Annotated in this window: 20 protein-coding genes; 7 read left to right on the forward strand and 13 right to left on the reverse strand. The window is 64.8% G+C overall.

What is annotated here, in order from left to right; translation table 11 throughout:
* Nucleotides 1-756: 756 nt before the first annotated feature.
* The 9 genes from IFT80_RS04540 to IFT80_RS04580 are packed head-to-tail and all read right to left on the reverse strand — an operon-like array spanning nt 757 to nt 9497.
* Nucleotides 757-1503: a fumarylacetoacetate hydrolase family protein gene (locus IFT80_RS04540; protein WP_192057507.1), complete on the reverse strand. Its 747-nt coding sequence runs from the start codon at nt 1501-1503 to the stop codon at nt 757-759.
* Nucleotides 1500-2936, reverse strand: a complete 1437-nt coding sequence (hydA, locus tag IFT80_RS04545; RefSeq protein WP_192057508.1) for a dihydropyrimidinase — start codon at nt 2934-2936, stop codon at nt 1500-1502. Before hydA ends, IFT80_RS04540 begins: the two co-directional genes overlap by 4 nt.
* Before the next feature lies 1 nt (nt 2937).
* Complete coding sequence (locus IFT80_RS04550) at nt 2938-3666, reverse strand: maleate cis-trans isomerase family protein (protein WP_192057509.1); 729 nt, start codon at nt 3664-3666, stop codon at nt 2938-2940.
* Nucleotides 3663-5045: an amidohydrolase family protein gene (locus tag IFT80_RS04555; protein ID WP_192057510.1), complete on the reverse strand. Its 1383-nt coding sequence runs from the start codon at nt 5043-5045 to the stop codon at nt 3663-3665. Before IFT80_RS04555 ends, IFT80_RS04550 begins: the two co-directional genes overlap by 4 nt.
* Complete coding sequence (locus IFT80_RS04560; RefSeq protein WP_197975743.1) at nt 5042-5839, reverse strand: SDR family NAD(P)-dependent oxidoreductase; 798 nt, start codon at nt 5837-5839, stop codon at nt 5042-5044. The genes IFT80_RS04555 and IFT80_RS04560 overlap by 4 nt, the downstream gene beginning before the upstream one ends.
* Nucleotides 5836-6834, reverse strand: a complete 999-nt coding sequence (locus tag IFT80_RS04565; RefSeq protein ID WP_185793841.1) for an NAD-dependent epimerase/dehydratase family protein — start codon at nt 6832-6834, stop codon at nt 5836-5838. The genes IFT80_RS04560 and IFT80_RS04565 overlap by 4 nt, the downstream gene beginning before the upstream one ends.
* A 1-nt stretch (nt 6835) precedes the next feature.
* Entirely contained in the window at nt 6836-7606 is a 771-nt protein-coding gene (locus tag IFT80_RS04570) for an ABC transporter ATP-binding protein (RefSeq protein WP_192136878.1), read from the reverse strand.
* A gap of 3 nt (nt 7607-7609) precedes the next feature.
* A complete protein-coding gene (locus IFT80_RS04575) occupies nt 7610-8470 on the reverse strand; it encodes an ABC transporter permease (protein ID WP_122479152.1) in 861 nt (286 codons plus the stop codon).
* Nucleotide 8471: 1 nt separating this feature from the next.
* The gene (locus IFT80_RS04580) at nt 8472-9497 is read right to left on the reverse strand and encodes an ABC transporter substrate-binding protein (RefSeq protein ID WP_192136879.1); all 1026 of its coding nucleotides are present in this window, start codon (nt 9495-9497) and stop codon (nt 8472-8474) included.
* Between the two features lie 320 nt (nt 9498-9817).
* Between IFT80_RS04580 and IFT80_RS04585 the strand changes: the two genes are divergently transcribed.
* The gene (locus IFT80_RS04585; RefSeq protein WP_192103825.1) at nt 9818-10549 is read left to right on the forward strand and encodes a GntR family transcriptional regulator; all 732 of its coding nucleotides are present in this window, start codon (nt 9818-9820) and stop codon (nt 10547-10549) included.
* A gap of 25 nt (nt 10550-10574) precedes the next feature.
* Nucleotides 10575-11309, forward strand: a complete 735-nt coding sequence (locus tag IFT80_RS04590; protein WP_192136880.1) for an aspartate/glutamate racemase family protein — start codon at nt 10575-10577, stop codon at nt 11307-11309.
* 79 nt (nt 11310-11388) lie between these two features.
* Here IFT80_RS04590 and IFT80_RS04595 read toward each other — a convergent pair whose 3' ends face one another.
* Nucleotides 11389-12825 carry an amidase gene (locus IFT80_RS04595; RefSeq protein WP_197975744.1) on the reverse strand — a complete coding sequence of 479 codons (1437 nt, stop codon included), beginning with the start codon at nt 12823-12825 and terminating at the stop codon, nt 11389-11391.
* 322 nt (nt 12826-13147) lie between these two features.
* On the opposite strand from IFT80_RS04595, the gene IFT80_RS04600 reads away from it, so the two are divergent.
* Genes IFT80_RS04600 through IFT80_RS04620 form a run of 5 tightly spaced genes read left to right on the forward strand, consistent with a single transcriptional unit; the run spans nt 13148 to nt 17744 of the window.
* Nucleotides 13148-14242, forward strand: a complete 1095-nt coding sequence (locus IFT80_RS04600; protein ID WP_185793846.1) for an ABC transporter ATP-binding protein — start codon at nt 13148-13150, stop codon at nt 14240-14242.
* A gap of 30 nt (nt 14243-14272) precedes the next feature.
* Nucleotides 14273-15319: an ABC transporter substrate-binding protein gene (locus IFT80_RS04605; protein ID WP_192049657.1), complete on the forward strand. Its 1047-nt coding sequence runs from the start codon at nt 14273-14275 to the stop codon at nt 15317-15319.
* Nucleotides 15320-15363: 44 nt separating this feature from the next.
* Complete coding sequence (locus IFT80_RS04610; protein WP_192136881.1) at nt 15364-16221, forward strand: ABC transporter permease subunit; 858 nt, start codon at nt 15364-15366, stop codon at nt 16219-16221.
* Between the two features lie 2 nt (nt 16222-16223).
* Nucleotides 16224-17036: an ABC transporter permease gene (locus tag IFT80_RS04615; protein ID WP_197975745.1), complete on the forward strand. Its 813-nt coding sequence runs from the start codon at nt 16224-16226 to the stop codon at nt 17034-17036.
* A gap of 30 nt (nt 17037-17066) precedes the next feature.
* Nucleotides 17067-17744, forward strand: a complete 678-nt coding sequence (locus IFT80_RS04620; protein WP_192136882.1) for a GntR family transcriptional regulator — start codon at nt 17067-17069, stop codon at nt 17742-17744.
* 12 nt (nt 17745-17756) lie between these two features.
* On the opposite strand, the gene IFT80_RS04625 is transcribed toward IFT80_RS04620, so the two are convergent.
* Genes IFT80_RS04625 through IFT80_RS04635 form a run of 3 tightly spaced genes read right to left on the reverse strand, consistent with a single transcriptional unit; the run spans nt 17757 to nt 20852 of the window.
* On the reverse strand, nt 17757-18665 hold the full coding sequence (locus IFT80_RS04625; RefSeq protein ID WP_192136883.1) for a polysaccharide deacetylase family protein: 909 nt from the start codon (nt 18663-18665) through the stop codon (nt 17757-17759).
* 45 nt (nt 18666-18710) lie between these two features.
* Nucleotides 18711-19583: a MurR/RpiR family transcriptional regulator gene (locus IFT80_RS04630; RefSeq protein WP_122479161.1), complete on the reverse strand. Its 873-nt coding sequence runs from the start codon at nt 19581-19583 to the stop codon at nt 18711-18713.
* A 21-nt stretch (nt 19584-19604) separates the two neighbouring features.
* Nucleotides 19605-20852 (reverse strand): cysteine desulfurase-like protein, encoded by a 1248-nt coding sequence (locus IFT80_RS04635; RefSeq protein WP_192136884.1) that lies wholly within the window; start codon nt 20850-20852, stop codon nt 19605-19607.
* Nucleotides 20853-20876: the final 24 nt, after the last annotated feature.

The raw sequence follows: 20876 nt of genomic DNA on the forward strand, positions 1-20876 counted from the left end.
CAAGCGCACCGCGGCGCACCTTTCGCGGCCGATGACCGCTCCTACGGGAGATGGCGCTCGATCCCCGTGGCAGCACATGACCACTGTAGGAGCAGTCCATGGCCGCGAAGGGGCCAGCGCAGGCGGCAAGCATAGCGCGGCGCACCTTTCGCGGCCGATGACCGCTCCTACGGGAGATGACGCTCGATCCCCGTGGCAGCGCATGACCACTGTAGAAGCGGTCCGTGGCCGCGAAAGGGCCAGCGCAGGCGGCAAACATACCGCGGCGCACCTTTCGCGGCCGATGACCGCTCCTACGGGAGATGGCGCTCGATCCCCGTGGCAGCGCATGACCACTGTAGGAGCAGTCCGTGGCCGCGAAGGGGCCAGCGCAGGCGGCAAGCGCACCGCGGCGCACCTTTCGCGGCCGATGACCGCTCCTACGGGAGATGGCGCTCGATCCCCGTGGCAGCGCATGACCACTGTAGGAGCAGTCCATGGCCGCGGAGGGGCCAGCGCAGGCGGCAAGCATAGCGCGGCGCACCTTTCGCGGCCGATGACCGCTCCTACGGGAGATGACGCTCGATCCCCGTGGCAGCGCATGACCACTGTAGAAGCGGTCCGTGGCCGCGAAAGGGCCAGCGCAGGCGGCAAGCATACCGCGGCGCACCTTTCGCGGCCGATGACCGCTCCTACGGGAGATGGCGCTCGATCCCCGTGGCAGCGCATGACCACTGTAGGAGCGGTCCGTGGCCGCGAACGGCGCAACGCGGTGGTTCAGGTGGCGAGGGTTACGCTGCCGATGCCGGGGAAGTCGACTTCGATGCTGGCGCCTGGGGGCGCCCAGTGGATGCCGGTCCAGCTTCCGGTGGCGATCAGATCGCCCGCGCGCAGCGGGTTGCCCAGTGCGACAGCGTGTCGCGCCAGCCACGGCAGGGAGTTCAACGGTTCGCGGAACGGGTGGCTACCCAGCCCACGTACCACTTGTTCGCCGTCGACGTGCAGCGTGGCGGCCTGGGCCGACCAGTCGGGGACGGCCGCCAGCGTTACAGGCAGGCCAACGATCAACTCACGGTTGAGCTGCTGGTCGGCCAGTCGCAGCAGGGCATCGGCCTGGATGCCGTCGACCCAGCGCGTATCGCACAACTCGATGCCCGGCATCCAGGCGTCGATGGCCGCGTAGGCGGCGGCCAGGTCGGTGTGTTCGTCCAGATCCCGGGACAAGCGCACGAACAGCTCGCCTTCGATACCCAACGCGTGGCAGTGCCCGGGCGGCACCTGCCACCCGGATGCGCGTACGGTACCGGCCGGCACGCCTGCGGCACTGATGAGGCTGCCCGGCGCACCTCCCAGTTTCCAGGCCCGCGCGGGCGCGTCGGCAAACCAGCCCATCGCCTCGGCCACCCGCCGCTGCACGTCATACGCCTGCGCCTCGCTGTCCAGACGCAAGCCTTCGACCGGCTGCCGCCTACCCTCGCGCCAGGCGCGAATGAGCCGCTGCGCCACCTGCTCGACCGCGCTCACAGCGGCAACTCGGTGTTGCGCCGACGCACCTGCGCCGGTGCCGGACGCTCGCAGGGCAAAAACTGGCCCCGCCCCGCTTCGCCCCGAGGCTCACCGTCCCATACCACTTCGCCGCGCGACAGGGTGATGGCCGGCCAGGCGCTCAGCTGCATGCCGGCGTAAGGGGTGTAGTCGACGTTGTGGTGCAACATCTCGTTGCTGATCGACACCGGCTGCCCTTCGTCCCAGATCACCAGATCGGCATCCGCGCCGATGGCGATACTGCCCTTGCGCGGGTACAGCCCGTACATCTTTGCCGCGTTGGTCGACGTCAGCGCGACGAAACTTTGCGCCGTGATGCGCCCGGTGCGCACGCCTTCGGACCACAACAGCGCCATGCGTGTTTCGACACCGGGAATGCCGTTGGCGATCTGGTCGAACGACACGTCTTCGCCGTGGGCCTTCTTGCCATCGGGGCCGTCGTAACGAAACGGCGCGTGGTCGGACGAGAAGATCTCGAACGAACCGTTTTCCAGCCCGTCCCAGATCACCTGCTGGTTTGCAGCGTCCCGAGGCGGTGGGCTGCAGATGCATTTGGCGCCTTCGAAGCTGTCGTCGCAGCCCAGCGAGTCGGCGGTCAGAAACAGGTATTGCGGGCAGGTTTCGGCATACACCTTCAAGCCGTGGTTCTGCGCCCAGCGAATCTGCTCCACGGCCTCGCGACCCGACACGTGGACGATGAGGATGGGCACATCCACCAGTTCGGCCAAGGCAATGGCCCTGTGCGTGGCCTCGCGTTCCACCAGCATGGGTCGCGAGCTGGCGTGGTAGCGCGGCGCGCTGAGCCCGGCCGCCAGCAGCCGCTCGGTGAGCCAGGCGATGCAGTCGCTGTTCTCGGCATGCAACATGACCATGGCGCCTTCGCGACGGGCCACGGACAGGGTTTCGAGAATCTCTCGGTCACCCAGTTTCAGCGCGTCGTAGGTCATGTAGATCTTGAACGAGGTATAGCCCTCGGCGATCAGTGCCGGCAATTCCTCACGCAGGACCTGCGGCGTGGGGTCGGTGACGATCAGGTGGAAGGCGTAGTCGATCACCGGCTTGGTGCCTGCCCGGCGATGGTAGTCATCCACCGCTGCACGCAGGGTTTCACCCTTCTGCTGACAGGCGAAAGGAATCACCGTGGTGGTCCCGCCGCAGGCCGCCGACACCGTACCGCTGAAAAAGTCGTCGGCCATCACCGAGCCGTCGCCGGTGGGCTGGTCCAGGTGCACATGGCTGTCGATGCCGCCCGGGGTCACGTGCCGGCCGGCCGCGTCGATTTCCGCAAGGCCCGGAGGCAGCTCCAGGGCCAGGGCAACGATGCGCCCGTCGCGAATGCCGATGTCACTGGTGAAGGTGTCTGCGGCAGTGACCACGCGAGCGTTGCGAATAACCGTATCGAAAGGTTGCATATCAAGCCTCTTCAAGCAGTAGCCGGCCCCAGCCGGTCAAGCGACGTGTGTCCACGCCGGTCATGTTCAACATGTCCCAGAGCACCGTCGTCACCGTGTCGAACACCGGTACCCCGTGCTGGCGCTCCCAGGATTCGGCACGGTGGGCGGCGTGCAGGTTGGTGCAGAAGGTGGAGATGGCCTCGGCACCGGCCGCGACCACCTCGGCCACCTGACGATCCAGGGTGGCCTCGTCCACCTCGGCAAAGGAAAAATTGTCCTGCAGCGACAGGTGGCTTTCGGCGCTGGCATCGATACCCAGAGCGGCATAATTGGCAACGATCCTTGCCTGTACATCCGCCAGATACGGCGAGACCAGGCCCAGGCGGCGAATGCCGAAGCGGTGCAGCGCCTTGTTCAGTGCCAGCACCGAGGTCGTCGCCGGTATCGCCGTGGCCTCGGTAATGGCCTGGCATAGCGCAACGTCGGTATCGAAACCCAGCCATCCGGCAGAGGTACCGCTCCAGCCGATGACATCGACATGGGCATCGGCCAGCAAGCGCGCCGCGTCCAGAATCCGCTCGCGCTGGAACTGGCCCAGCGCGTCGGCACTGAGGGCGATCTGGGTGACACTGAAGCGTGAGAAATGCACGCTGACTTCCGGCAGGCTGGCTATCAACGCCTGGGTCAGCGGCTCCAGTGCAGTGTTCGAGGAAGGCGTAAGCACGCCCAGGCGAATACGGCGGGTCATACTGTACCTCCAGTGATCGCGTGCGAGGAAGGATAGGCGCGCAAAGGCTTTTCGCAACGTTGCCACAGGTCGCGGCAAACGGTGTCGGCTGCGGCACGTACACAGGCTTCGTCGACCTGGGTCGAGCGGCCTTGATCGATCACCACTCGACCGTCGACGATCACGGTTTCGACGTCGGCCCCGGTGGCGTTGTGCACCAAACTGCCCAACGCATCGATGCAGGGAGTGAGGTGGAGCTGTCGATAGTCGAGGATGGCCAGGTCAGCCAACTGGCCGACCGCCAATCGACCCAGATGCTCGCCCCAACCCAGCGCCGCGGCGCCGTTGACGGTGGCCATGCGCAGCACGTCGCGTGGTTGCCAGTCGTCGGCCACCCGCCCGGCACTCAACCGCCCTACCGCCAGCGCCCAGCGCATGACCTCGATCATGTCGCCGTGCATGGTGTCGGTCGCCAGGCACAGGCGCGCGCCGGCCTGCAGCAGGCGGCGCGTCGGCGCCACCCGTCCGGACATGGCGTTGCCGACCGGGATGTGCACGACATGGGCACCGGAGGCGCCGATGCGTACGATGTCCTCGTCATCCACGTGAATGCAGTGACCGGCCAGCAGGCGCGAATCGAGCATGCCCAGCTCATCGAGCAGTTGCACCGGCGAGCGGCCGTGGGTAGCACGCACCCAATCCAGTTCGTCCTGGCTCTGCGCCAGGTGCGTGCTGATCTGCAGACCATGGCGGCGGGCCAAGGCATCGATCTGGCGCAGGAAGTCCAGCGAGCAGGTGTCGGGTGCGTGAGCGGTCAGGTGGGTCTGGATGCGTCCGTCGGCCTGCCCTGCCCAGCGTTCGACGAAGGCCTCGGCGTGGTCCAGCTGGGCCAGGCCACGCTTCAGGTCGAAGCGCCGCGTGCCTTGCAGCACCGAGGCGAAATCGACATCGGCCAGACGTTGGCTGGCGAACAGGCGCACACCTGTTTCGGCCATGCCTGCCACGGTGTGCTCGGCATGCACGAAGCTGTCCACAAGCGTGGTGCAACCCGCCCGCAGCGCTTCGAGTGCACCAAGGCGGGACAACGTCAGTGCTTCTTCCGGGCTGAGCCATGAAGCCTGTGGCAGGCCGGGGGTGTAGGACGGCGCGAAGCCGCAGTCCGGCGCCACCCCCCGGACGAAATTCAGGCCGGCATGGTAATGGGTATTGACGAAGCCGGGCACCACCACCCGGCCCGGCAGGTGCAGATGCCGCACGGCTTCGGGTGCAGGCTGGTCGGCAGGCCCGACGTGGGCGATGCGTTGGCCACGGATGCCCAGGCTTGCGGACTGCGCAAGGCCGTCGACCGGGTCCAGCAGCACGGCGCCGGTAATCAGTAGATCCAGTGGGTTGTCGATCATGCGGCCATCCACCCGCCGTCCACCATCAACGTGGTGCCGGTAATGAAGCTGGCCTCGGCGCTGGCCAGAAACAGCACGGCCTTGGCGACATCGTCGGGATGGCCCAACCGCGGCCAAGGGGTACGCCGCGTGGCCCGCTCCATCACCGCCGGGTCGACCGCCCGGCCACCGGCGCCGGTCTGGATCTTGCCGGGCGCCACCGCGTTGCAGACGATGCGCTGCCCGGCATAGTCGCTGGCGACCTGCCGGGTGAGGTAATCCACAGCCGCCTTGCTCACGCCATAGGCCAAGTCCTGGGGTGCGGCAATCATGCCGTGTTGCGAAGACAGGTTGACGATGCGCCCGCGGGTTTCGCCCACCAGCGCCTGGCCGGCCATTTGCCGCACGGCAGCCCGGCAACAGCGGTAGACACCCCCCAGATTGACGTCCAGGACACGCTGCCAGTCGGCCTCGTCGAGCTCGAGCAAGGGCCGGGCGTGGCGGATGCAGGCGTTGTTGACCAGCACATCGAGGCGCCCGAAGCGCGCCACCGTGGTAGCGAACAGCGTCTCGACCTGCGCGCTGTCGGCGACGTCGGTCTGCACGAACAGGGCCTGGTGGCCAGCGGCGCGAATCAGGTCGGCGGTTGGCTCGCCGCCCTCGATGACAGCCGTGGTGACATCGGCGATGACCACGCAGGCACCGTGGCTTGCCAGGTGCCAGGCAATGGCGCGGCCGATGCCGGAGGCCGCACCGGTGACGATGCACACCTGGCCCGCCATGCTCGATGAGTTCGCCAAAGGGGTGGGGGTCATGGGTTCACCGTTGTCTGGGGGCCTGCCACGTGGGCAAGCCAGTGATGAAAGTCGTGATCGGCAGCGTCGATGTCGAATCGCGGAACGAAACCGCAGTCTTCGCGCAGACGGTCGAGCGCCATGCTCGCCCGGTCGTAGTCGGCGTACAGCTCGATGTTCGGTGTTTCACCCGGCGCCGCCAGACGCCAGCGGAAGTCCGGAAAGCGTGTGGCCAGGCGCGTGCACCATTGACTGAGCGGCCATTGGAAACCCGCGGCCAGGTTATAGAGGGGATATCGCCACTGCGGCTGGTCCAGCAGGCAGCCGATAGCCCGCGCGGCGTCGCGGACATACAGCCAGTCGCGCAGGCTGTCGCGCGCCAGGATCGCCGTGCCGCCACGGCGGGCCACTTGCAACAACTGCAGCGGTGCGCTGAGGGTGTCGCGCACGCCGGTGTCGGCTTCCCAGGGCCCGAAGCAAGTGCCCAGGCGGCCGATAACCAAGGGCAACCCATGCAGTTGGGCCAGGCGCCGCGCCGCGTCCTCGGCGCTGCGCTTGGATTGGCCGTACAGGCCCTCGGGGGCCAAGGCGGAACGTGCTTCGTCGAGCAACGGCGCGTGACGCCCGGTGGTGCCGTAGACCGAGCCCGAGCTGATGTGCACCAGCCGCGACACGCCGCACTCGGCGCTCGCGCCGATGGCCGCAAGCACCCCGCCCACGTTCACTTCGAAGATCGCCTGGGGCGCCAATCGCTCGCGCTCGGCATCGGCGGTGATGGCGGCCAGGGTCACCACTCGCTGGGGGCGATGACGACCCATGACCATGCGCAGGTCCGTCGCGTCACGCACATCACCTCGATGCTCGGTGAACCGCCCCGGCAGTCTGGCGAACGCAGCCTGCGCCTGCGCAGGTATCGGCCCCAGGTCGAAGCCGATCACGTCCTCACCCGCCGCCAGCAAGTGCTCGCTCAACGCCAGGCCGACGAAGCCACTGCTGCCGGTGATCAGCGTCTTCATCTCAGGCGCTTTCCCGCACAGGTTCCGGCCGCAGCAGCGACAGGATATGCCGCTTGTAGTCATTGAAGGCCTTGCTGGTCGGGTCGCGCGGACGTTCGAGCTCGATCGGCAGCAGCTCGCGAATGCGTCCCGGACGTGCCGACATCACGGCGACATGGGTACCCAGGGCCAGCGACTCATCGATACCATGGGTGACGAACACGATGGTGCTCTGACTTTCGCGCCAGATCCGGATCAGCTCGGCGTGCATGTCCATCTTGGTCTGCTCGTCCAACGCACCGAAGGGCTCGTCCATGAGGATCACCTCAGGGTTCATCAGCAAGGCTCGGGCAATACCCACGCGCTGATTCATGCCGCCGGACAGCTCGCTGGGGAAGTGATTCTCGAAGCCGGCCAGGCCCACCATTTCGATGAATTTCTGCGCCTTCTCCCGGCGTAGCTCCTTGCCCACACCGCGCATCTTCAAGTGGAACGCAACGTTCTCCCAGACCGGCAACCAAGGCATCAGGTTGGCCTGCTGGAACACCACGCCACGATCGGCCCCGGGTGCGGTGATCGACTGCCCGCCGACGCTGACCGTGCCGTGGGTGGGGTGGTCGAAGCCGGCGATCATGTTCAGCAGGGTCGACTTGCCGCAGCCACTGGGGCCCAGCAGGCAGAGAAATTCGTTGCGTGCCACGGTCAGGCTGACATCGTCCAGGGCCACGATGCCGGTGGGTCGCTTGGGGTCTTCGAACACGCGCGAGACGCGGTCGATGGTGATCAGTGCCATGCCTCAGCCCTCCTTCTGCAAAGTGGAACCACGTTGCCAGCGCAGCAGGTACGCACCCACGCGCTTGATCGCATAGTCGCTGAGAAAGCCCAGCAGGCCGATGCTGACCATGGAAGCGATGACGATGTCGTAACGCAGGAAGTAATAGGAATCCCACAGCACGTAACCGACGCCGCTTTTCACTGCGACCATTTCCGCGGTGACGGTGAGCATCCACGCCGAGCCGATGGCGATGCGCAGGCCGGAGAAGATGCTCGGCAGCGCCGCCGGGAAGACGATGTAAAGCAGTAGTCTGCTTGGCGTACCACCGGTCATGGCGCCTGCCCGCAACAGGTTGCGGTCGCAGTTCTTGACGCCGTGAATGGTGCTCAACAGCACCGGGAAGAATGCGCCCATGAACACCAGGAAGATCGCCGGCTTGTCGGCAATGCCGAACCAGATGATCGCCAGGGGAATCCAGGACACCGGTGGGATCGGTCGCAGAATCTGCAGCACCGGCTCGAACAGGTTTTCTGCGGTGCGCGACCAACCGATGGCCATGCCCGCGCCGATGCCCAGCAAGGCGGCCAGGGCAAAGCCTGCGAACACCCGGAACGAACTGGCCGCCACATCGAGAATCCAGTGGCCGCTGTAGCTTTGCGTATTGCCATCGGTGGCAAAGACCCAGTCTGCCCAGGCGATGATGACTTGGGACGGCGCCGGCAGGAGCGCGCGCGGCAAAATCCCGGAGCGGGAAAAGATCTCCCAGCCGACCAGCAGCAACACCGGCACGATGCCGCGTTCGATGCGCTTGTACAGGCGCCGGGCCAGGGACGGGCCATGCCCTCGCCCGACCCCGTGCGCCTTGATGGCGGTACTTTTCATCTCAATACCCCAGCTCGGTTTTCGGCTTGCCGGTCACCGCTTCCAGAAAGCTGTAGTCCAGGTTCTTCTCTACCTGCTCGCTGACATCGGTGCTGATGTACTTGAGGTCGCGCATCATTTGCGCAATGGCTACGGCCGAGGCGCGGTGCATGGCGTAGTCGGGGTAGAGGTTGTCGACTGCGCCGGTGGCGATGGCCTTGTCCAGGCCGGTGACTTTCTGGATGGTGTCGATGAACAGCGGCTTGTCGTTGGCCATCAGGTCATTGACCTTGACGATGGAACGCACTGTTTCCTCGACGCCCTTGCGGTTGTCCTCGATCACATCGGAGCGGGTAACGATCAGGTTGGTCAACTTGCCAGCCGCCTGGTCGTAGGGAAAGTCGAAGAACTTGGCCGCCTTGACCTCGCGGATCTGGGTGGCGAACGGGTCCACCGACGTGATCAGCTCCACTTCGCCGCGGCGCAGTGCCTGCACGTGGTCAGACGGGTTGGGGATGTTGATGAATTGCACATCCTTGTTGATATCGATGCCGTGCTTGAGAAACGCCCCACGCATATGAATATCCTGCGCATTGCCGCGCGAGGCGGCGACCCGGAACGGCTTGTCTTCGGCCTTGTACTTGTCGATGAGCGCCTTCAAGCCGACCCAGTCGCCTGCCTGCAGCGGCAGGTCGTTGCCCACCAGAATCTGCGAGCCGCCGTTGATCTGCCCGGACACGGCCACCACGTCGAACCCCTTGTCCAGCGCCGTGGCGTAATGCAGGTAGGTGACCTGCGCCACGTCGATGCTCTTGGACAGCAGCGCTGTGAGCACGTCGTTGCCGGTGTTGAAGGCAATGGCGTCGAGTTTCACCCCGGTGGCGTTTTGCGGCGTCAGGGACAACGGCGTGCAGTGGGCGCATTTGGCATAACCGAGCTTGACCGGCTTGGCTTCGTCGGCGTGGGACATGGCCATCATGCCGAGGCTCAACACCAAGGCCGAAAAGGCACGCTTGAGCAAGGTAGTGGACGAACGAATAGCTGGCATCGGGCTTCTCCAATTGTCACTAAAGGCTGAGGCTTTGTGGCAAAGAGTTTGCAACGGCTATGCCAGGTTTGTGGCACCGCTTGAAAACCGCATTGCTTTCCATGGGCGCCTTTGGTGTCCAGGCCCTGTACGGCGGGGCTTGTGTGATCGCGCGGTGCCGCTTTCACGTTCGGCGGCGGCTCCCGTGGTGACGAGATGAGCAGGCTCAATAAAGCACTCCGTGGCGGCGAATGAGTTGCGACGGTGCATGTTTGGACAATCGCTCACCATTTTGTGACAATCCACCATTGACCGTAATCAGGCTGACGAGGATCGCGCACGTGCTCAACTCGGAAACACTTTCTCCTGCACCTCGCAAGGCCCGCAGTACCGGGCAGATCCTGGGCACCGGCAGTACCCGCGATGGCATCTACGAGCGCATCCTCAACGCCGTGATGGAACATCGCCTGATCCCCGGCACCAAGCTGGTGGAGGAGAAGCTGGCCGGCGTGTTCCAGGTCAATCGCACACGTATCCGCGAGGTGCTCGCGCGGTTGGCCCACGAAGGGATCGTCACCACTATCCCCAATCGCGGCGCCTTCATTGCCAGCCCCTCGGTGGAAGAAGCCCGGCATATTTTCCAGGCCAGACGCATTCTCGAGCCCGCGCTGATCCGCAGCCTGGTGGCCAAGGCCGACAGCCAGCAGTTTCGTCGCCTGCACGCCCATGTGGCCGAAGAACGCGCCGCGCGCGAGACAGGCGACAAACGCGCGGTAATTCGCCTGTCGGGCGAGTTTCATCTGTTGATCGCACAGATGGTCGACAGCCCGCCGCTGATCAAACTGATGCGCGAACTGTCTTCGCTGACCTGCTTGATCATTCTGCTGTACGACTCGCCCAACGTGCCTGCCTGCCCCAACCATGAGCACACCGAAATCGTCGAGGCCATGGAACAGGGTGAGGTCGAGGCAGCCATCGGCTTGATGCTGGGCCACCTCGACCATATCGAGGCCACGCTCGACCTGTCGCTGGAAGATGAGGCCGAGGTCGACCTGCACGCTATTTTCGGCTAACGCCACCCGACCGCCCGGAGTCGCCATGAGACTGCTGATCATCAACCCCAATATCTCCCAGAGCGTCACCGACCTGATCGAGACGGAAGCGCGCCGCACCGCAGCGACGGACACGCAGATCCAGATGGCCACGGCACCCAGTGGCGTGGCCTACATCGAAACCCGCTTCGAAGCCCTGCTCGGCGCGCACGCAGCGACGATCATTGCCGGGGAGCGTCTGGGCAGCTACGACGCAGTACTGGTGGCGGCATTCGGTGATCCCGGGCTGCTTGCGCTCAAGGAGGTACTGGACGTGCCGGTGGTGGGCATGACCGAAGCGGCGCTGATGACGGCCGCCCAGTTGGGCCAGAGGATCTCGATCATCGCCATCTCCCGGCGCATCACCAGTTGGTACCGCGAGTGCGTGGCACAGAACGGCATGCTCGACCGTCTGGCCAGCATTCGCCATCTGGACCGCCCGCTGCGCGATGCCGGCAGCGTGCAGGAGGATCATGCCGAGCGCCTGCTGGAGCTGAGCCACCTGGCGGTGAACGAAGATGGCGCCGACGTGCTGATCCTCGCCGGTGCGCCGTTGGCCGGGCTGGCACGTGGGTTGGCCGGGCGGTTGCCGGTTCCGGTGGTGGACGGCGTGTCGTGCGGCGTGGCCCAGGCGCAGCTGTTGCACCGCCTGCAGGCGGGTCGGGCCACCCAAGGCAGCTTCGCCCGCCCACCCGCCAAACCCAACCAAGGCTTGCCAGCGGGCTTGCAGGCCCTCCTGTAGCAGCGGCGCAAGCCGCGTCCGGGTTCACCGCGGTGTGCCTGCCAAACCGCATGTGCCGCCGACGCGGCTTGCGCCGCTGCTACAGGGGTTGGGGGATACCTTGGTTGCGCAGCATGGGCGCCTCGAACGACAGGCCCAGCACCCGCTCCATTTCCGCGGCGGCCTGAAGCACGCGCCCGTCCATGTAGCGCGGTGCGATCACCTGCAGGCCTACCGGAAGTCCCTGCTTGCCGAACCCGCAGGGCAACGACAGTGCGGGTACCCCGCAGTAGTTGAACACCGGGGTATAGCCGGCATGTCCGCGCGGCCCGGCCGGCTGACCGCCGATGGTGGCGGGCCCCAGCTGTCCCACGGCCCAGGCTTCCACCGGTGCGGTCGGGCACAACAGCAGATCGTAGTCATCGAAAAACGCGGCCAGGGTTATCGACAATCCATTGCGCAACGCTAGCAGACGCGCGGTTTGCACCCCGGACAACGCTCTGCCCAGCTCTATCTGCGCCAGAATATCCGGATCCAGCTGCTGCAACTGCTCATCCGCCAGCGCACCGAATTGCGCAGCCAGCGCCGTGTGCTGCAAGCCCAGCAGCGCATAGCCTTCCAGGCCGCCAGGCCAGCGCGGGCTGGCCAGCTCGATGGACCAGCCATCGCGCTCCAGCGTTGCCAGCGCGGCAACCATCGCACTGGCAACATCGCTGTCCAGTGGCAGGCCCAGCCCCAGATCCGGCGACCAGGCAATGCGCAGCGAGCGCGGCGCTCGCGGCGTCGGGGCTAGCGACTGAGCGCTAAAATGTGGCTGCGACAAGGGGTCGGAGGGGCACCAGGCGAACAAACTGCGGGCCATGAGTGCAACGTCCTCGACATCGCGTCCCAGTTGGCCGATCACTGAGAGCAGATGGTTCGGGTCGGCGAACCCCCAGGGATTGGGCACGGCACCCAGGCTCGGCTTGAAGCCGACCAGCCCGGTGTGCGCGGCCGGTCGCCGGGTGGAGCCGCCGGCGTCGGTGGCCAGGGCCAATGGTCCCAACCCGGCCGCCACTGCAGCCACCGCGCCGCCCGACGACCCGCCGGGGGTCAGCTCGAGGTTCCACGGGTTGCGGGTGGTGCCGTGCAGCGGATTGGTGGTGATGCCCTTGCAGGCAAACTCGGAACAGTTGGTCATCCCGAGCGCCACGCCGCCCAGTTCGCCAAGGCGTTGCACGCACCACGAATCGCGTGGCGCCACGAAGTCGGCAAACACCCTGGAACCGAAAGTCGCCGGTCGGCCGCCCAACCAGAGGTTGTCCTTGACGCTGAACGGTACGCCGGCCAAAGGCAGGTATTGCTTGGCGGCGACCCGCTGGTCGCTGGTACGCGCTCGAGCCAGCACGTCAGCCCGCTGGTAATCGATGAACGCATTGAGCGACGGATTCAACCGCTCGAGACGATCGCACACCGCTGTCGCCACCTCGACCGCGCTCAGCTGACGGGTGTTGACCAGGTGAGCGATCTGCTGCGCCTTGAGACGATGAATATCCATGGGTCACTCCACTGCGAAAGGCTGATACCGCTGTTTCAGCAAGATCCGCGCCGCCGGAGGCAGGTGCCGTGACCGCGGGTGCGAGCAAGCAGATCAAGGCAGCTGGCGAGCGACATAATGGTGAACATGATTAGATTGAGCACTGATTCAGTGCAATATTTAGTTAACTGTTTTGTGCACAATCCTGATACCAAGGTAATCCGCATCCGGCTATCGGTTCATTTAAAACAACGAGTTAAACCGTGGGATGACCGACTCCGTCCTGCTTGGCACATGCATTGCTTCGAGCCAGATAACCTAGTTCAGCACTGCGAGCCACCGCATGACGACTGCCACCGCCGGTTTCGACCTCACCCTGGACGACATCTTCCATCAGTACGCCGGTGCAGCTCCGGCGGTCGACCACATCACCCTGGAAGTAGCCGCCGGCGAACTGGTGGCGCTGCTGGGCCCCTCCGGCTGTGGCAAAACCACCCTGCTGCGCATCATCGGCGGGTTCCAGCCGCAGACCTCGGGCAAGGTGGTGATCGGCGGCAAGCTCATCGACCACCTGCCCCCGCATCACCGCGACATCGGCATCGTGTTCCAGAACTACGCCTTGTTTCCCCACCTGAGCGTGGCCGAAAACATCGCCTACGGTCTGGACGCCCGCGGCGTGCCACGCTCGCGGCGCAAGCAGCGCATCGATGAAATGCTCGAGATGATCCAGCTGGGTCATCTGGCCGACCGCTATCCGCGCCAGCTTTCCGGTGGCCAGCAGCAGCGCGTGGCGCTGGCCCGGGCATTGGCCGTGGAACCGCGCATCCTGTTGCTCGACGAACCGTTTTCGGCCCTGGACAAAAGCCTGCGCATGGACATGCAGATCGAGATCAAGCGGCTCCAGCGCCAGTCGGGCGTGACCTGCGTGATGGTCACCCACGACCAGGAGGAAGCGCTGTCGATGGCCGACCGCGTGGCGGTGCTCAACGCCGGCCGGCTGGAGCAGTTCGCCGCGCCATCGAAGATCTACGATTCGCCCAGCAGCCTGTTCGTCAATACCTTCGTCGGCAGCGCCAACGTGCTGCCCGGGACCCTGGAAAGCTACGCCGGGGAGTCGGCTCGGATACGCCTGGCCGACGGCAGCCTGCTGGCCTGCCGTACGCCGCGCGACGCCCGGCCCGGCAGCGCCGTGGTGGCGTGCATTCGTCCGGAGAATCTGGAGCTGACGGAGGCAGGCGACGGATTTCCCGCACAGGTCGAACTCGGCCTGCCGCTGGGCCCTTCGATCGTCCACGAAATGCTCACGCCCGGCGGACAGCGGATCAAGATCGCTTCGCCACGCGGCCTAGGTGCCGAGCCATTGAAGCCCGGCACTCAGGTAAGCCTGAGGCCTATCAGCGCCCACGCGATCACTACGTTTACCGCGCCCAGCCTGTAGCCCTGAACTGACCCGCACGAGGAATCGACGATGGATATATCCCGCAGACGCATCATGCAATCCGCCCTGGCCCTGGGTGCACTGCAGCTTTTCCCGCAGTTGACCATGGCCCAGGCGCGCAATCTGGTGTTCGCGACGTTTACCGGCAGCTGGGAAGAAGCACACAAGGCTGTGCTGGTGCCTGCCGCGCTGGAACACATGAAAGACGCGAACATCATTCTCGACCCGATGATCTCTGTCGACCAGATCTCCAAGGTCATGGCCTCCCGTGAACATCCGCCCATCGACGTCATGCTGCACGATCCGGGCCCTGCCCTGACCGCCATCGAACAGGGCTTGATCGAGCCCTACCCGGTGGCGGACAGCGCCTACTACCAGCAGCTGATGCCCGAAGCCCAAGACCCGATGGGGCCGAGCATCTTCTATCAGATCGTTGGCCTGACCTATAACCCCGACACTATCCAGACCCCTCCCGACTCCTGGATGGACCTGTGGAAGCCCGAGTACAAGGGCCGGGTAGGCATCACCAACATGAACTCCTCCCTGGGCACCGGCTTCATGGTCGAACTGGCCAAACTGCATGGCGGCTCGGACAGCAACATCGAACCGGCCTTTGAACTGCTGGCCAAACTCAAGCCCAACCTGGCCGCCGTCGCCGCCAACCCCGGTCAGCTGGCGTCGCTGTTCCAGCAAGGCCAGATCGACATCAGCCCAGGCAACTTCAACGCCATCCAGATCCTCAAGGCCCGTGGCGTACCGGTCGAATGGGTGGCGCCCAAGGAAGGCGCGATCGCGTTCAAGACCAGTATCCATATCGTCAAGAACTCACCGAATCGCGATCTGGCTTTCGCCTTGATCGAGGCGTCGATGTCGCCCCAGGTGCAATCGCAGCTGATGGAAGCGCCGTACCTGGTAGTGCCTACCAACATGCAGGTGAAGATGTCTGGCGAGATAGCCGAATCACTGGCCAAGGATCAGGCAGAAATGAAGTCGCGGTTTCGCTTTCAGGACTGGAAGGTGATCAATCCGAACCGGGCGGCCTGGATCGAGCGCTTCAACAAGGACATCCAGGTCTGACCCATGCCTGAAGCCATCCCTTCCCGCTGTGAGGAGTGCGGCACGTGAGCGCCCGAAACCATGACGTCTCCGTGTACAGCCTGCGCTACGGCCTGCCGTTGGCAGCATTCTTCGTGCTGTTCTTCATCACGCCGCTGTTGTTGCTGGTGTTGGTCAGCCTGCACGACGACACCGCCGTCAGCGTCTGGGGCGTGGCGCAATACGCGAAGATCTTCGGCGAAGGCCTGGCCCTGCGCGTGCTTGGCGATACCTTGTGGCTCGGCGTGCAGGTTACTGTGCTGTGCCTGGCCCTGGGCTACGCTCTGGCCTGGGCCTACGTGCGCAGTTCGCCGACCACCCAGAAGGTGTTGATGATGATCATCGTCATGCCCCTGCTGACCAGCGTGGTGGTGCGCACCTTCGCCTGGGTAGTGATCCTCGGGCGCCAGGGCATCGTCAACGAACTGCTGCTGGGCTGGGCATGGATCGACAAGCCACTGCGCCTGCTCTACTCCCGCGAAGGGTTGATCTGGGCCCTGGCCAATGTGCAGTTGCCGCTGATGACCCTGCCCCTGATCACTACCTTGCAACGCCTGGAAAGCAATCTGGAGGATGCCTCCGCCGCCTTGGGCGCCAATGCCTGGCGCACCTTCCGGCGGATCACCGTGCCGCTGTCGCTGCCGGGCATCATCGCCGGCAGTCTGCTGACCTTCTCGGCGACCATCACCGCCTTCATTACCCAGTCTCTGGTAGGTGGCGGGCAGATGCTGTTCATGCCGATGTACATCTACCAGCAGGCGTCGGCCCTGCAGAACTGGCCATACGCTGCAGCCATCTCACTGGTGTTCCTGGTGGCCGTGATCGGCTGCGTGACGCTGTTGAGCTATTTGGGCCGCCTCAGCAAGGGGTACGCGACCACATGAGCATGGGACGTCGAAACGACCTGTCGGACATCGCCCTCAAGGGCACCCTCTATCTGGTGGCCTGGGCCGCCCTTATCCTGTTGCTGGCACCGACGCTGATCGTGCTGATCGTCTCGTTCACCGACAGCTACTCGCTGCGCTTTCCGCCTCAGGGCTTCTCGACACGCTGGTATGTCGCCCTGCTCAAGGCGTTCACCCTGCATTTCGCGGCGTGGAACAGCTTTCTGGTGGCGTCGATGACCACGCTTCTGTGTGTGGTCATGGGCACTGCCGCCTCGCTGGCCATCGCCCGTTCCACGAGCAAGACAGCGCGCTGCCTCGATGCGCTGTTCATGTCACCGTTGATTCTGCCGGGGCTGGCGTTCGGCCTGTCGGCATTGATCTTTTTCAGCGAGCTGGGCGTGCCGGTATCGATGACGACGCTAGTGATCGGTCACACCGTGGTCTGCGTACCCTACGTCATCCGTACCACCTCTTCGGCGCTGATGCAGTTGCCGCCGGCGCTGCTGGAAAGCGCTGCCAGCCTGGGTGCTTCGAGAGCGCACGCGTTGCGGCGCATCACCCTGCCGCTGATTGCGCCAGGCATCGCGGCCGGGGCATTCATTGCGTTCATGTCTTCGTTCGATAACACTGCCGTCTCGCTGTTCCTGCGCGACGCACGCACCGACATGCTGCCGATCCGCATGTGGCAGGACCTGGAGAGCAAACTGGACGTCACCATTGCCGCTCTGTCCAGCGTGCTGGTGATCGTCACCCTGGTGATGATGGTAGTGATGGAAAAATTGACCGGCATCAGTCGGCGCATCCGCGGCTGACCGCGGGCAAGGGTACGTCAGGAAACGGATATGGATCTGAACACACCACAGGATGCCGATGGCATCGCCGAACACATCACCATCGCCATCATGGAGCACCGCCTGCCGCCGGGTATCAAGCTGGCCGAGGAGAAACTTGCGATCGCGTTTGGCGTGGGCCGCAACAAGATTCGCCAGGCGCTCATGGCGCTGGCCAAGGAAGGCTTGGTCAAGCTGCACCCCAACCGCGGCGCGTTCGTCACCAGCCCCACGGTGCAGGAAACCCGTGACCTGTTCGCCACCCGCCGGCTGCTGGAACCGGAGATCATTCGCAACGTCATCCACCGCTCGACCAAGGCCCAGCGCAAGCCTTTACATGCCCACCTGAAAAAGGAGGCGCTGGCGCGCAAGAACCAGGATCGGCGCGCCTTGATCAAGCTGTCCGGGAATTTCCACAGCCTGCTGGCCGAGATCGGTGGCAACAGCTTCATCACTCGCATCATGCGCCAGCTGTGTCCGGTGACGTCGCTGATGCACGCGCTCTACGACGGTCCGCAAATGCATGCCTGCCCCGAGGACGAACACAGCGCGATCGTCGCCGCCATCGAAGCCCAGGACGAAAAACGTGCCATTGCCCTGATGCTGCATCACCTCGCCCACGTGGAAAGCGTGCTGGACCTGAGCCAGGAACAGCACAGCGCGATCAGGTGGGAGAGTGTCTTCGGGTAAAGAGAGCCGCTTTCACACTGCGGCAGCGTCACGCTCCAGCCACGCCTGGGCGATCTGCTCGCGAGTGGCGAACCACACGCCTTCGTGGCCCTGTGCGTACTCGATGAATTTCTGCAAGGCGCGTATCCGGCCCGGGCGTCCGACCATGCGCGGGTGCAGGCCGACGGACATCATGCGCAGGCCGTCTGCAGATTCTTCGTGCAGCACCTCGAAGCTTTCCTTCATGTACTCGAGAAAGTCGGAAGCCTGGGACAGGCCCGGCGAATTCCAGTAGCGGAAATCATTGACGTCACTGGTGTACGGCACCACCAGGCGGCGTTTGCCTTCGACGTCGACGAAGTACGGCACGTCATCGTTGTAGGCATCGGAGTCATAGAGGAAACCGCCCTCCTCGGCCACCAGGCGACGGGTGCGCACGCTGGCGCCATAGCGGCAGTACCAGCCTACCGGGCGCTTGCCGCAGGTGCGCTGGAAGGACTCGATGGCCAGGCGAATGTGCTCGCGCTCCTGCTCCTCGGTGAGGCGGAACACTTCCTCCCAACGGTAGCCATGGCTGCATACTTCATGGCCCAGCTCTACCGCCGCCCGCGCCACGTCGGGGTTCTGCTCGAAGGCCACCGCGCAGGCATGAAACGTGGCCAGCACGTTGGCCTTCTGCAGAATCTGCAGGATGCGCCAGATACCGACCCGCGAGCCGTATTCGTACATCGATTCCATGGCCAGGTTGCGTACGCCATCGGGAAACTGATAGCTGCCCCACTCGGTCATGCTTTCCTGATCGGGATCGCCCATGGCCAGGGACCGTTCGGAGCCTTCCTCGTAGTTGATGACCAGGCTGATCGCCAGCCGGGCGCCATTGGGCCAGGTACCCTGGGGACGTTGCTGGCCATAGCCGACCAGATCTCTTAGGGGTGATGTCACGGTACGGCTCTCCAGCAGGTTGGGCAAAATGCCGGGCCTGGGGCCTCAGCAGTCGATATCTTTCAAAGCGTCGTGGTCGATGCCGCCAAAGGTTTCACCTGCGGCGAAGGCCAGGCCCATGGCCAGTGTCTGGGCCACGCAGAACGCGGCGGTCAACGAGCGAAAGCCAAGCAGTTCGGCGTCGTCGACTTCGATCATCACCGAGGCGCATTGGCCGATGGGGCTGAGCAGGCTGTCGGTGATGGCAACGATAGGCGTACCGGCCGCCACCGCCTGGTTGCAGGCGTCGATGGTTTCCTGGGCATACGGGGGGAAGCTCACCGCCACCAGCACGTCGTCACCGTGCAGCGCGCCGACCTGCTCGCGCAGGCTGCCGCCCAGGCCGCTGATGTGCACGGCGCGCCGGCCGACACGGCTCAGGGCATAGCTGAGGTAGGCAGCCATCGGAAACGAACGGCGCATGCCCACCACGAACGTGGTGCGCGCCTGTTGCAGCAAGCCGATGGCCTGTTCCAGCGCCTGCACCTGCTGCCCTTCGGCAAGGTGTTCGAGGGAGACGATGTTGGCCCGACTGAAGGCGCCGAGCATGGCGCCCACATCGGTCGGGTCGTCGAGCAACTGTTCGCCGCGATAATGGCGAATACGTTCCTTGAAGCTGCCCTGCCCGGCTTTCTCCAGCGGCGCCTTGCACACCCGCTGCAGGTCGCTGAAACCGCCAAAGCCCAAGGCCTGGGCCAGACGAATGAACGCTGAAGCGGGAATCTGCGAACGCGCGGCCAGGGCCGCGACCGTGTTGAGCGCCACATCGTGGGGGTGCTCGATCACGTACTGGGCGGCATCGCGCATGCGCGCAGTGAGTTTGTCCTGCCCCACCGCAATGGCGCTGCGCAGTTCTTCAAGGGTGTGCGGTAATGGCATGGTTCAGTGGCTCGATGGCGGTCAGCTGGGACGCAGGTCTGCGATGGCTCGGGCCAGGCATTCCACCAGCCGCGTCATTTCATCGACGGTGTTGTAGTGCGCAATGGAAACGCGTACCACCCCTCCCTGAGGTGCCAGGCCCAGTTCTTCGATCAAGTGACGGGCATAGAAGTCACCAAAACGAATGCCGATGCGTGCCGCGTCCACCTGTCGCACGATGGCCTCGGACTGCACGCCCTCGACGACGAAGCTGATGGTCGGTACCCGGTCGCCCGCGGTCACCCGTGGTTTGCCGATGATGCGCACGCCGTCGGCCTCGCGCAGATAGCCCAGCAGAATCTCGGCCAAGAGGTTTTCCTGCACCTCGAACGCATCGAAGGCCGCCTGCATGATCTGCCGCTCGCTGCCTGCGGTGCCCAGGCGCCGGCCGATGTCCAGCAGGTAGTCACTGATGCCCATGCAACCGTAGGACAGTTCGTAGTTGACGTTGCCCGGCTGCAGCTTGTACGGCAGCACGTCCTGGCCGATGAAGAAATGGTTGAGGCTGGGCAGTTCCAGCAGCAGTTCGCGCTTGCCCCACAGCACCGCGAAATGCGGGCCGAACACCTTGTAGAAGCTGAACACGTAATAGTCGGCGCCGCTGGCCTGCACATCGACCAGACGGTGCGGTGCGTACGCCACAGCGTCCACCACCAGCTTGGCACCGCAGGCGTGCACGCGCTCGGCAACCTGCGCGACCGGGTTGACGCTGCCCAGAATGTTCGACGCGTGGGTCATCGCCACGTAACGCGTGCGCGGCCCGAGAAGTTGCTCCAGGTCGCGCAGCTCCAGCTCCAGGCTCGACGGATCAACCGACCATACGCGCAGGGTGGCCCCGCGCTCTTGGCACAGGCGCTGCCAGGGGCCGATGTTGGCTTCGTGGTCGCTGTGCGTGACGATGATCTCGTCGCCCGCGCCGATCGACGGCGCAATCGCCCGAGCCAGCAGCTGCAGCAACAAGGTGGTCGAACCGGCCATCACACACTCTTCAGAGTGGCGGGCGTTGATCAGCTGGGCCACCGAGGCGCGTGCTTTCAGCACTTTCTCACCGGCCTTGACCGATGGCGCGTACGAGGCGCCCAGTTGCACCGCGTGGTTGAGCAGGTACTCGGTGATGCGCTCGGCCACCGGCTTGAGCACCGCCGAGCCGCCGGCGTTGTCCAGGTAGCCGTAGCCGTCGGCGAGTGCGGGAAATTGGCGACGGACGTAGTCGATATCGAGGGCAGTCAAAGTGAGTCTCCCGTTTGCTTGTTA

It is taken from the genome of Pseudomonas sp. CFBP 8771 (assembly GCF_014841695.1).
GTDB classification, from domain to species: domain Bacteria; phylum Pseudomonadota; class Gammaproteobacteria; order Pseudomonadales; family Pseudomonadaceae; genus Aquipseudomonas; species Aquipseudomonas baltica.